Source organism: Chitinophaga arvensicola, from assembly GCF_900110835.1.
In the GTDB taxonomy this organism is placed as follows: Bacteria; Bacteroidota; Bacteroidia; order Chitinophagales; family Chitinophagaceae; genus Chitinophaga; species Chitinophaga arvensicola.
In genome coordinates this window covers 279,545-291,679 of record NZ_FOJG01000001.1, presented here as the reverse complement: position 1 = coordinate 291,679, position 12,135 = coordinate 279,545, and the positions used below count along the sequence as shown (strand labels likewise).

Below are 12,135 nucleotides of genomic sequence, written 5' to 3'. Positions count from 1 at the left end.
AGAGGGTATACCTGGCGGATAAACAGAAAGATTTGTTATTTGAAAAATTGCCGGAGCGCATCCGCTATCACTTTTGGCTGTTCTGAATTATCAGGGCCCAGATGACCGAGGCCGGGAAATTCAATGCGGCTGCAATGGGGGAAGGCAGCAGCTAAGCCGCCAAGAGCCGTTTTAAAAAACGCCTGGCTTTTGGCACCTCCCATCAGGAGCACGGGCTGTGTGATGTTTTTGCATCTTTCCATCATCCCGGCCGAAGCAAGGGTAAGATCCCGGTCGTAGCCCCATTCTGCAATCAGTTTTTGCAGTGGTACTTTGTCGCCGTTGTCTTTTTTTCCTTCTGATTTTATAGCGAGATTCATTAGCGGAACCGTTATAAACCCCGGCAGCTTAGCAAAAAAAGAAGAACCATCCGTCGCTTTGATAATACTGATAAACGCCTTACCATAGTTTCCTTTCATGATGGCCTGGTCATATTTTTGGGTATTCACCAGGGGATTACTGCCCTGATTGGACATGAGTGGTTCATATAAAGCCACCTTTTTAACCCGGGCGCCATCGAATACCGCCTGCAACGTACAAACTGCACCGGAGCTAAGTCCGAAAATCCTTTCGGCACCGGTTTGATTTATTATTGCCTGGAGATCCTGCCCTTCAAATGGCAATCCTCTGTTGTTCACATGGTCATTGCTTAAACCACGTCCGCGCCTGTCCGGGATATACACCGTGTATTCATTCGCCAGTTCCTCTGCCAGGGCAGTGAAATTCTGCGATGCCATCATACCGCCGTGTACGAGGATAATTCCTTCACCGGCTCCTGTTTGTCTGTAGCCAATATGCGTTCCGTCTTCAGAGGTTACGGAGTTGTTTTTAAATGCGCTGGGGAGTGGCATGTCTGGGTTTTATAGCAGGTAATTTACTGCTTAATTAGAAAGAATAAACAGTAAATCTTAATTTCATGGAAAGCCATACCGGATGTCAGAGAAGAATGCAAACAGAATGATTTTTAACAGCCTGCTGGACCAGTACCACTACCAGGGATTGCCGGTAGATAGTATAGATGAAACGACTGCTTTTACCATCCACAACCTGAAAGACATTCACGCGGAATTGCCCTATACTTCCATCGTTTACCGTACTAATTTCTTTTCATTTGTTTTTGTGAAAGATGCCATTGGCAAGTATACTACCGATGAACAAACATTTAACACAGCTCCCGGCACTATCTATTTCACCAATCCGGGGCATTTTAAATCTTATGAGTGGCAGCAGATCAATGATGTTCACCTGATCACATTGAGCGAATCTTTCCTGAAAGAGAATGTGCATCCAAAAGTATTTGAGGAATTTCCTTTCCTGCTGGCAGAAACGGTGCCGCCCAGAACGCTGCAACCGGAAGCCTTTGCGGAGTTTGAACAGTTATACCAGCAGATTTCAAAAGAGTATTTTGCGACCTCTCCGTACAGAACCCGGATCATCGGGAGTTTATTTGTGGTGCTGCTCCTGAAGATCAAAGCATACTTCTGGGAAGACTATAATCCTATCTACGAGGGAAACCGCAGTTCCCAGATCGTAAAACAGTTTAAAAGAAACCTGGAACAGCATTACCGGGACCTCGTGAGTGGTAAAGCGGAAAAGGTATTCCGGGTAACGGATTATGCCGATGCCCAGCACCTGCATCCCAACTATCTCAGTAATGTGATCAAAAGCAAAACAGGGAAACCTATAGCTACCTGGATTTCCGAGAAAACCATTACAGAAGCGCGCATCCTGTTGCAACATTCCACGGCATCCATCAAGGAGGTAGCGTCGCAGCTTGGCTTTACGGAAGCCACGCATTTCAGTAACTACTTCAAAAAACAAACAGGTATTACACCGGCTTTATACCGTAAACAACAAACATCTTAGATATTTGTAACTATTAGTGTAATTCTTATACTTTTTGGGGTGGTGAATGTTTCACCTTTGTGTTATCAAAACAAAAACAAAAAAACATGAGCACTTTAAAAGATAAGGTCATCCTGGTAACTGGTTCATCCAGAGGTATTGGCGCTACTATTGCCACCCAGCTGGCCACAGCAGGCGCAAAGGTGATTGTTAATTATGCCGGTGGTAAAGATGCTGCCCTGCAGGTAGTAGCTGATATTCAGCAGCAAGGTGGCGACGCCATTGCTTTGCAGGCGGACGTAAGTAAGAGCGAAGATGTGAAAATCCTGTTTGATGCCGCCATCGCCCATTACGGCCGCATCGATGTACTGGTAAACAACGCGGGTATCATGATCACCAAACAGATCAAAGATACCACCGACGAAGAGTTTAACCGCCAGTTTGATATCAATGTAAAAGGAACTTTTAATACCATGCGCGAAGCCGCTACCCGCCTGGCGGATAACGGCAGCGTGATTAACTTCTCTACTTCCGTAAACCGGATCATGCTGCCGGGTTATGCTACCTATGTAGCTACCAAGGCTGCTGTAGAACAGCTTACCCGCGTGTTCTCCAAAGAAGTGGGTGCAAGAGGTATCAATGTTAACTCCGTATCTCCTGGTCCCACCAACACGGAATTGTTTACCAATGGTAAATCGGCCGAACTGATTGCCCGCCTGGCTTCTCTCTCTGCTTTCAACCGTATCGGCGAACCGGATGATATTGCTAAACTGGTGGTATTCCTGGCCAGCGATGATGCTAAATGGATCAACGCACAGAATATTGGTGCAAATGGTGGTATGGCCTGAGCATAAGTGCAGGCTTTTATAAACATCTCCCGTAAAAATTAAAAATCATGAACAGCTTAAAAAATAAAGTGGCCCTGGTTACAGGGTCTGCCAGAGGATTGGGTAAAGCGATCGCAGAAAGGTACGCTGCCCTCGGTGCAGACATCGTTATCAACTATTCCCGCGATAAAGCTTCTGCCGATGAAGTAGTGAGCAATATTACGGCCATGGGCGCCAGGGTGATCGCTGTGCAGGCGGACGTAAGTAAAGTGGCAGACCTGGAACAATTATTCATTGCTGCCAAAACAGCTTTTGGCAAAATAGATATTGTGGTGGCCAATGCGGGAATTGAAATGGTGGAAGTACCGGTAACAGACTTTACCGAAGAACAATTTGACAGGGTGTTTTCCATCAACACAAAAGGTACCTACTTTACCCTGCAACAGGCGGCAAAACATGTAGAGAATAATGGCCGGATCATTTACATCGCCTCCAGTACCACGTCTTTCCCCGTTCCCGGTATGGCCGTGTATGGCGGCAGTAAAACCACGCCAAGATACCTGGTGGATATTTTGTCGAAAGAGATCGGTCATAAAGGAATTACCGTAAATTCAATTATTCCTTTCGCCGTAGATCATTCCGGCATCTTTGCAGATCCTGCAGCGTATCCGGAACTGAGAAAGCAATTGCTCGACAGCTGTCCCATGGGCCGGTTGGCAGAAGTAGAGGATGTGGCCAACCTGGCGGAATTTTTTGCCAGCGACTTATCTTCCTTTGTTTCGGGTCAGCACCTGCTGGTAAACGGCGGTGCCACTAATTAAATGTAAACGATATGATATTTAAAGTACTCAATGCTGTGCTCATCGTTTTTACGGTATTTATGGGGCTCAAACAAGGCCTGGCGATGATGGGACAGAAACCTGAGATGGTGGCGATGTTCAGCCGCTGGCACTTCTCTAAAACAGCGATTATGATCAATGGTGTGGTGACGGTATTGAGTGCTTTGCTGATCCTCTTTCCCAGAACATTTTTATTGGGCAACTTCCTCATGGCAGCCACTATACTGATGATCATCTGCTTTTCTCTATACAGCCGTGATGTAAAAGGCGCTGCTATTGAAGTACCCTTCTTCCTGCTCAACCTGCTGGTGATCTATCTGCATCACCCACTCGCAAAATAATTACAACGGGATCTGTACGCAGACCCCGTTGCTGTTATGCCGTAGCTACCGGCCGGATAATATCCAGTATGCCTTCGTTTTCTATAATCATCATACCGTGGCGATCGGCGGAGATGCCCGTGGCCAGCTTGCGCGGATACGTAGGTACGTGGCCGTTCATGACAGTAGGCAGGAACACAAACTGTACTTCTTTTTCGAGGTCCGTTTTTAAGGATGCACCTACTTCCGTGATATGTGTGGAAATCATGAATACGCAGCCACGATGACCTGCCAGGGCACTGGTAACCGCCAGGGTGGCGTCGTAAGCATCTTTCACGTTGGTGCCTTTAAATAGCTCGTCGAAGATGATCAACAGGTTGCCGGAGCGGCTCACTTCTGCGGCAATCATTTTCACCCGCAATACTTCTGCATAAAAATGGCTGTAGCCTTCTTTCAGGTTATCCGGTACGTTGATGGAAGTATACATACCATCTTTTACGGAAAAAATCATTTCTTTCGCTGCTACCGGGAAGCCCATATGCGCCAGGTATACCGCAATGCCATAGGCTTTCATGAGGGTGGATTTACCGGCCATGTTAGCCCCGGTAAGGAACACCAGTGGCTGGTCTCCGTTGGCAGTAAGACTATTCGTAATACCATTCTGAATAGCCGGATGATGAAAATCAAGGAGCCTGATTTCTTTTGCTGCTGCCGGTAGTGCCTGTGCATAATGCCATTTCTTTTCCTTGCCCACGGCTGCTACACTGAGGTATACATCCAGCTGGTAGGCAATGTGAAACAGGGCTTTGATATCATTGGCGAGTACATTGCGGAATAAGTGGTCATAGCCGGCTATCTCCAGCAGATTACCTGTCGCATTTTTTTCCAGTATGCCGGTGATGCGTGCGTCTTCGAGTACAGCGGCGGCTGGCGCAAACGCTTTGAGGAAGGGGTGTTCCGGCGCCTGTAATTTTAACCGGAGATGAAAATCGCGCAGGTCCTTTATCACGGCGCATAATGCAGCGAGTCCTTTTTTTACCTGTTCCAGTTCTTTGGGCAGTCCCATATATTTCATCGCCAGGTTGCGGGAACGCTGCAGCAGTGTTTGCAGGCGGGAACCTGTGTTTCCCATCTTCAGGAAATCCTCTGCTTCGTTCAGCAGGTCGGCATCTACCGGAAAAGCGAGCGACAACTTGCTGAAATGAAACAGGATGTTACTGCGTTCATTGATCGCGGTGGCATCTGTGAGTGGCTCCCGGAACAACTGTTCCAGCAGCTTTTCACCGCCGGAGGTCTGTGTTCTGTTGAAGATACTGAATACTGATGTATGCTTGTATTTGCCTAACAGGTTGAGGTCATCGAGTGTTTGTTTGTCAGTAACAAATCCTTTTTGAGAAGTGCTTTTTTGAGGATATTGCAGCAGATCCAGAATACCTTCTTCGCGTACAATGATCATACCGTGCCTGTCGGCAGATAAACCAGGCCGTAACAGGTACGTATATACGGGTTTATTGTCGCGCAGTTCTGTAGTGAGACATGCAAACTGGATCGCAGGTGATCGTTTCAGTGTTTCGCCGGCTTCCAGGATATGCGAGGAAATCATGAACAGGCTGGAATGTCTGGTAGCAAAGGCTTCTGTGACGGCCACGGTTGCTTCGTAGGCATCTTTTACGTTGGTGCCACGGAACAGTTCATCAAAAATAACGAACAGCTTTTTCTTTTGCGCCAGTAACTGCGCTACTTTTTTTACCCGGTTCACTTCTGCATAAAAATGGCTGTAGCCCATATCCAGGTTATCGGCCAGGTTGATGGTGGTAAACATACCATCCATTACGGCAAATTCCATTTTAACAGCGGGCACGGGGAAGCCCATGTGGGCCAGGTATACTGCAATACCCAGTGATTTCATCAGGGTAGATTTGCCCGCCATATTAGCACCGGTAAGGAAAAACACATTCTGTTCCCCATTCAGCCGGATGGTATTGCCTTTGGCTTTGTCGACCAGTGGATGATACACGCCTTCCACCTGGGCGGAAGCGCTGTGCTGATCTAACGCAGTGGCGTATACGAAGTTTCGTTTGGCGGCTACATTGGCAACGGTGAGGTATACATCCAGCTGGTAAATGTATTGAAGCAGTTGCTTCAACTGCGGGCCATGTGTAAAACGGAACAGTTGATCCAACGCGGCAATCTGTTCAAAGCTAAGCTTGCCGGGGTTTTGGCCGGCAAGGATCGCTTCGTAGGAAATTCCGGCAAGGATTGGTTTTATGCGATTGGTGTCGGTGTCTAAAGGAGAAGCGCCTGCTGTGTGGATATATGTTTTCAGCGTAGTCAGTATCGATAGGGTGGCGGTTACCCCTTTTGAAAGCAGCTGAAACGGATTGTCGGCGCCCAACAGCTGGTTAAACTTTCTGCCGAGGGTATTATCCTGCGATGAGAGTTTACTGCGTTCATCGGTATCTTCCAGGTATTTTTCTGCTACATCCAGCCATTCACCTGCAAATGGGAAAGGCGTTTGTGCCGACTGGAAATGCCGGAAGGTGGCGCTTCTCCGGTTAATAGCTTCTTTGTCGGCGAGGGGCACCTGGAACAATTGTTCCAGGGCCTCTGCACCACCCCGCGTATGCGTTTGATTGAACAACGCATACACGGAGTTTCCCGCTTTTTTCCCGAAGATGTTTAAGTCTTCCAGGGTTTGTTTATCTGTTATAAAAGTCTTCATGATTGAACGGGTTATTTTCCACGACGACGGATCCAGATAACCAGTCCGCCGATGATGAGGAGTACAGGCATGATCCATTTGAACGTAAAGGCAGCCACGCGCCAGCCTTTCTCTCCGATGCTGAGGGAGGTGTCAATGGATGGATCTCTCCTGGTGTCGATCGGAACTTCTTCATCTGATAACCAGAAGAAGGCGGCATTGATCAGGGAATAGTTGCTGGACATCACTTTCGGGCGGCGTGTAGATAACTCTCCGTTGCTCAGCCAGTCGGCGTCACCGGTTACCATGATCTTTTGTTCTTTGCCATTTACTTTCCTGGACAGGGCAAGTACGGTAGGGTAGCTGCGTTGTATTTCACCGGCTTTAGGATTACAGATCACGCTGTCGTCGATGAAATTGGTGGTTTCCATTTCGTTCCAGCTGCTGGAATCGGAGCGGAAGAGGGTGGTTACCTGATAGCCCATATCGGTGTACGACAGGCCTGCTGCGCCCGGCATGGTCAGCGGCAGGTTGTTTTTACCCTGTGCTTCGAGGTAGTGGGAGAATTTGCGCGCATTGGAATCAGGACGCATCATCATCAGATCGGGTGCAAACTCCGGTAGCGGATTTACCAGTAATCCCGGCAGGAATTGCACGCCTACGAGGCCTGCTACGGGGTTGATGTTTTCCACTTTATCCGGTTCGCCGGAAATTACGAGGTTACCGCCTTTGTTGATGTATTGCTGTAACAGCGCCAGTTCGGCTTCTGTTAATGGTTTGCGCGGTTCTGCAATGATCAGTATTTTGATTTTATCCGGAATAGGTTGTTCCAGTGTAACGTTCTGGAAGTCGAAGCCCTGGTTGATCAGTGCATAGCGGAAGCGCTTATCCTGTGCAAACATTTTGTAGCTGCGGTCGCTCATGGAGGTGCTGCTGCGTTCTGCATGACCGGTGAGGAAGCCTACTACGGGCAGGTCCATGGTTAAGCGTTTGATGGCGGCGGTGATCTCTGCTTCAGACGGATAACGCATCATATCGTCGTATACACGCAGGAATGTTTTTCTGCCGTTGCCCAGTTCCAGTTCACGGACAAACTGGAAATCTTCTGAGGCCAGGTCTGCTTTTTTGGTGAGTTTTTCAAATGGCACGGCGTCGAAGTTCCAGTCGTAGATACGTTTCAGGGAGTCGAAGCGTTGTGCGTCAGGAACGCCCGGGTATTTTTTATCGAGGAAAGGATTATCTGCTTTGTGGTGATAGTAGTAGTAATTCAGTTCTATGTCCGGTTTGAAGCGCAGGTATCTTTTGAAACGGTCAATATCTATCTTCTGGCCGATAGGCAGGGCGAGGTAGTTATCCTGCGCCAGCATGTTGCTGAAGGTATTAATGGTGAGTTTATCGTTCAGATGCGCCATCACCTGCTGGCTGTTTTTGGAAAGGGTGTTGGTTTTGTTACGGGTTACATCCAGTACTGCCATCATTTTAGGCCGGGTGCTTATATAACCGATCAGTGCAGCCGCGAGGAATACAGCCATGTATTTACCGGTAGCCATTACCCAGGATGTTTTCTGTTTGTTGAGTTGCAGGCGGAGGATGGCAAAGCCCAGGAATAACCCGATGACCAGCAGGAAGTAAAGAATGTCTTCTACCGTCAGTAAACCGGAAAAAAAGGTATCCGTTCTGCCGGAGATAGACAGCCAGTAGGTGATGTCCCGCACCAGTGGTACATCCTGTGCTACACCGCTGATATAACCCAGGAAGGCCAGTATGGCGAGGGTGCCGATAGCGGATACCACCGTATAGGAAGTAATGGAAGACATGAAAAGCCCGATGGCAGCGTATCCGCAGATCAGCAGGTAAACACCCAGCAGGCCGCTGAGCACCACCGGTGCATCTACGTGATTGATGGTGCTGATGGCAAACAGCGCGAAAATGGCCGTTATAGCCGTTAATACGAGGCCGTAGATCATCAGTGAGAGGTATTTGCCGAGGATGATCTGATTGCTCGTTACCGGGGAGGAAAACAGCAGTTTAATGGAACCGTTGTTGTATTCCCGGCTCATTACGCCCATGGTGAGCAGCGGGATATAGAGGAACAGGTACTTGCTGATACCGGTATAAAAACCGAACATACCGCTGAATACCCCGAGGGTAGCGCTGTTCAGGTCTCTGCCCATGGCCTGCGCACGTACCAGGTTGGCAAAAATATCGTTGTAGATGATGGCCGACTGAAAAGTGAAGATGACCAGTACCAGCCAGGCCACCGGTGAAAAGAACAGAACCTGTAGTTCGGCTTTCGCTATCTTGTATATGACTTTCATTGCTAATGGTTAAAGCGCTCAGTTAAGTTGTTTCGTTTTTTTCCGGCTTAATTCCGCAAAAACAGTATTCAGTGAATTTTTTTCGAGAGAGATTTCAACAAGCCGCCAATCTCTGGCTACGCTTATTTTTACGAAGTTTTCGATAATGTCGCGGTTATTATCAAACTGTAAACGGTATTTGGTATTTCCTACGGTTTCTACGCCCACGATACCGGGAATAGCGGCCAGTTCTTCTGTAGACGGGCCTGCCAGCAGGGTTACATTAAACATACTGGGCATAATGTAGTTATCAAATTCATCCAGTGATCCGGAGAAGATGATATGTCCTTCGTTGATCATCCAGATATCATCGCATAAGGCTTGTACTTCCTGCAGGATATGGGTAGATAGCAATACCGTTCTTTCTTCTGCAATTTCCTTGATGAGAGATCTTACTTCCAGGATCTGGTTGGGATCGAGACCGTTTGTTGGTTCATCGAGTACAATGAAATCGGGCCGGTGAATGATCGCCTGTGCAATACCTACTCTCTGCTGGTAACCACCAGACAGGTTTTTGATGATACGTTTGGCGAAGTGACTGATTTTGCATTTTTCCATGACTTCCTGCACCGCCGTTTTGATGGATGCTTCAGGCATCAGGCGCAGGTGGGCACAATAGGTCAGGTACTCTTCGATGGTGAGTTCGGGTTGCAGTGGTGGTTGCTGTGGCAGGAAGCCGATATGTTTCTTGGCTTCTACCGGGTTGTCGCGCAGGCTGATACCGTTGATGTGGATTTCGCCATGGGTTTGATTCAGTACACCACACATGATGTTCATGAGGGTGGATTTGCCGGCGCCATTGGCGCCGAGCAATCCGTAAATACCTTTGGTATTGAATTCAAAACTGATGTCCTTCACCGCCCACTGCACATTGTACCGGTGCGAGAGGTTACTCACTTTAATGATTGGTTCTTTCATTTTTATTGATTTCCGTAAGATGAATTAGTAAGAATAACTTTTGAAAACAATGTCAACCACTTTGCCTAAACCACTCAGGCGGTAGAGTTCCTTCGGCTGACCGGATAGCATTACCTCGTTAGATACATCATAGAGGAGAAAAGTGCCATCTTCCAGGCCTACGGCCATCTGTGGTAAGTTGTCGTGTGCTGTAACAGACGTAATCGGGCTGGGTAGCGTGATATAGGTTTTTTGTGTTCCGGAAAGTGCATCAAAATAATACAGTTGTTTATTGTCTGCTCCACCGGAGTAGAACAGGTAATCCCTGTTTTTTATAGGTGCATACCGGGTTTTGCTGTTTATCAGGGAGCTACCGGGAAAGAGTATACGTTTTCCTGGTGTGAGTATATTGGGTTGGCCCATACCGTTTTTATAGGCGAAGTCTTCATAATAAACCTGCCCGTCTGCCGGGTTCCTGATCAGCAGGGCGCCATTTGCAAACCCGTAGCTGTCGTGGAAAGTACCGCCCCAGATGTACTCCCAGTCGCCCAGGTTATGTAGCGACGTATAGTCTGCCGGGTAAGGTGTAACAGGCAGTGGTAATGAATCGATCGTCACGCCGCCATTGGGGGTGTATCCAGCCAGGTTCGATTGTAATACCCGCTTATTCAGGCGGTCGTACATAAATGCAATGAGGGTGGTTTTATACCAGGAGTCCCATATGTCGGTGATCTTGCATCCCCTGGCTACGCTCATGGGAGTGCTCATCCAGGGAATGGTAAATACGGCGGCGCCGTTAAAGAAACGGCCATATACATCGCCGCTTTTTGTGACTACCATATCGGCGGTGTTATAAAAAGCCATATCTACCGCTTCAAAATCTGCCGGCGCATTGCCTTGCGTAAAGGACTGGGATACTACCAGTTTCTTTTTCATATCGGCGGCACTGAGGTCGAGGGCGCCGGGCGCTCCTTTCTGGATAACGAACAGGCAGGGGGTACCGCGCATATTGTAGTACCTCATTTTAACGGGTTGTGTACCAGCGGGTACACCGTTGGCTTTCTGATACAGCCCGGTATAGTTCGTGTAGGTGGTGCCGTTAGCATCCGGATTTACGTGTGCCAGTTCCGTATTCCCATTGGCATCCTGGTATAGAATCCCCCAGTTCTGGATATAACGGGAAGAGATGCTTACGGTCAGATAAACGGCAGGAGAATAGGTGATACCAGACTTACGGTCGGTCATATAATAGGCAAAAGTATACCCGGCAGTTTCCGTTGCAGCCAGTTCCAGCCGTGGCTTGTCTGAATAAAACTTGCCATTTGCATACCATTTATGATCGAAGTCGGCGGTGTCGGCCGGGTTGGAAAAAGTACGTACGGGATCCAGTCGCAGGGTATCTCCTACGTAAAGGACTACAGATGGATTGGCATATTTAACATCCACCTTATTGCCGGTCAGGAGGTCATAGTTGCCTTTATCTTTGATACAGCCGTTTAAGAAAAGTGCACCCGACAGCAGCCATATATAATTGCGGTTTAATTTCATGTTGTTGGATTTTCGATGAGTAATCAATAGCCATTATCCGATAAGCGGTACGGTAGATAACATATCTGTTCCGTTGTCTTCCAGTACAGGTGTGCCGGCATCCCGCATCCTGATCAGGTAGTATTTGAATTGCAGCATCAGATCCCTTTTCTGTTCCGTACCGTAGGGGTTCAGATCACCTACACCTGTAACCTGGATGAAAGTGCTGAACTTTTTATCGGAATATTTGCCCAGGTAGAAATTGTCCATCTGTGTATCCCACCAGGTTGGTTTACTGATCTTATCGCTGATGCGGAGTACACGCCGTGTGTAGATGGTTTGGCCGGGGAGCAGGTCGCTGCTGCCTGCCATATTGATGACCAGCAGTACTTCTTTCCCTTTCAACTCCGCCTGTTTTTTAATCGTAATACGGGCTGTGTCTTTCGCAAGCCCTTTCTTTATCGTATATCCGTCTGCGATAATGTAGGACGATGCCGGAGCCGAGGTAGCGGTGTCTGCTTTCAGAATATAAGGAAGGTCCTGGTCTGTCATTTTTCCGGTAAGTTCTACCGGCAGGGCTACCTTGAATTCATTCAATGCCGGGAAAAGGAAGAACGACAATGCAATGGTATCCTGGTAGTTCTGAGAGAACTGGATATAACGGCCACCTGTATACGTAGTGAGATCCTGCTTTTTACAACCGATCATCAGTGCCGGGATGATCAGGAGAGCGATGAGGTATCTTTTTATTTGTTGCATGTTGAAAAATTGGACGATTGGATA

General features: G+C 47.9%; 10 protein-coding genes. 4 read left to right on the top strand and 6 right to left on the bottom strand.

The window, feature by feature from the left end; translation table 11 throughout:
* Positions 1-35: 35 nt before the first annotated feature.
* Entirely contained in the window at positions 36-890 is an 855-nt protein-coding gene (locus BMW79_RS01220) for an alpha/beta fold hydrolase (RefSeq protein ID WP_089889464.1), read from the bottom strand.
* 82 nt (positions 891-972) lie between these two features.
* Here BMW79_RS01220 and BMW79_RS01215 point away from each other — a divergent pair, with 82 nt between their 5' ends.
* The 4 genes from BMW79_RS01215 to BMW79_RS01200 all read left to right on the top strand — a co-directional run bounded on the left by BMW79_RS01215 (position 973) and on the right by BMW79_RS01200 (position 3,891).
* Positions 973-1,905: a helix-turn-helix domain-containing protein gene (locus BMW79_RS01215; protein WP_089889462.1), complete on the top strand. Its 933-nt coding sequence runs from the start codon at positions 973-975 to the stop codon at positions 1,903-1,905.
* Between the two features lie 86 nt (positions 1,906-1,991).
* Complete coding sequence (locus tag BMW79_RS01210; RefSeq protein ID WP_089889459.1) at positions 1,992-2,732, top strand: SDR family oxidoreductase; 741 nt, start codon at positions 1,992-1,994, stop codon at positions 2,730-2,732.
* Positions 2,733-2,779: 47 nt separating this feature from the next.
* Entirely contained in the window at positions 2,780-3,532 is a 753-nt protein-coding gene (locus tag BMW79_RS01205) for an SDR family oxidoreductase (protein ID WP_089889456.1), read from the top strand.
* A gap of 11 nt (positions 3,533-3,543) precedes the next feature.
* Positions 3,544-3,891 carry a DoxX family protein gene (locus BMW79_RS01200; RefSeq protein ID WP_089889453.1) on the top strand — a complete coding sequence of 116 codons (348 nt, stop codon included), beginning with the start codon at positions 3,544-3,546 and terminating at the stop codon, positions 3,889-3,891.
* A gap of 34 nt (positions 3,892-3,925) precedes the next feature.
* Here BMW79_RS01200 and BMW79_RS01195 read toward each other — a convergent pair whose 3' ends face one another.
* The 5 genes from BMW79_RS01195 to BMW79_RS01175 are packed head-to-tail and all read right to left on the bottom strand — an operon-like array spanning position 3,926 to position 12,111.
* A complete protein-coding gene (locus BMW79_RS01195; protein ID WP_089889451.1) occupies positions 3,926-6,592 on the bottom strand; it encodes a MutS-related protein in 2,667 nt (888 codons plus the stop codon).
* 11 nt (positions 6,593-6,603) lie between these two features.
* Positions 6,604-8,889 carry a Gldg family protein gene (locus tag BMW79_RS01190; protein ID WP_089889449.1) on the bottom strand — a complete coding sequence of 762 codons (2,286 nt, stop codon included), beginning with the start codon at positions 8,887-8,889 and terminating at the stop codon, positions 6,604-6,606.
* An 18-nt stretch (positions 8,890-8,907) separates the two neighbouring features.
* Complete coding sequence (locus BMW79_RS01185; RefSeq protein WP_089889447.1) at positions 8,908-9,846, bottom strand: ABC transporter ATP-binding protein; 939 nt, start codon at positions 9,844-9,846, stop codon at positions 8,908-8,910.
* Positions 9,847-9,870: 24 nt separating this feature from the next.
* Positions 9,871-11,373, bottom strand: a complete 1,503-nt coding sequence (locus tag BMW79_RS01180) for a PKD-like family lipoprotein (RefSeq protein ID WP_089889444.1) — start codon at positions 11,371-11,373, stop codon at positions 9,871-9,873.
* Between the two features lie 33 nt (positions 11,374-11,406).
* On the bottom strand, positions 11,407-12,111 hold the full coding sequence (locus tag BMW79_RS01175) for a DUF4843 domain-containing protein (protein ID WP_089889441.1): 705 nt from the start codon (positions 12,109-12,111) through the stop codon (positions 11,407-11,409).
* Positions 12,112-12,135: the final 24 nt, after the last annotated feature.

What these genes read in the sequence shown, in the direction of transcription:
- BMW79_RS01220 (WP_089889464.1), bottom strand. Translation starts at nt 890, where the DNA reads ATGCCACTCCCCAGCGCATTTAAAAACAACTCCGTAACCTCTGAAGAC.
- BMW79_RS01215 (WP_089889462.1), top strand. Translation starts at nt 973, where the DNA reads ATGTCAGAGAAGAATGCAAACAGAATGATTTTTAACAGCCTGCTGGAC.
- BMW79_RS01210 (WP_089889459.1), top strand. Translation starts at nt 1,992, where the DNA reads ATGAGCACTTTAAAAGATAAGGTCATCCTGGTAACTGGTTCATCCAGA.
- BMW79_RS01205 (WP_089889456.1), top strand. Translation starts at nt 2,780, where the DNA reads ATGAACAGCTTAAAAAATAAAGTGGCCCTGGTTACAGGGTCTGCCAGA.
- BMW79_RS01200 (WP_089889453.1), top strand. Translation starts at nt 3,544, where the DNA reads ATGATATTTAAAGTACTCAATGCTGTGCTCATCGTTTTTACGGTATTT.
- BMW79_RS01195 (WP_089889451.1), bottom strand. Translation starts at nt 6,592, where the DNA reads ATGAAGACTTTTATAACAGATAAACAAACCCTGGAAGACTTAAACATC.
- BMW79_RS01190 (WP_089889449.1), bottom strand. Translation starts at nt 8,889, where the DNA reads ATGAAAGTCATATACAAGATAGCGAAAGCCGAACTACAGGTTCTGTTC.
- BMW79_RS01185 (WP_089889447.1), bottom strand. Translation starts at nt 9,846, where the DNA reads ATGAAAGAACCAATCATTAAAGTGAGTAACCTCTCGCACCGGTACAAT.
- BMW79_RS01180 (WP_089889444.1), bottom strand. Translation starts at nt 11,373, where the DNA reads ATGAAATTAAACCGCAATTATATATGGCTGCTGTCGGGTGCACTTTTC.
- BMW79_RS01175 (WP_089889441.1), bottom strand. Translation starts at nt 12,111, where the DNA reads ATGCAACAAATAAAAAGATACCTCATCGCTCTCCTGATCATCCCGGCA.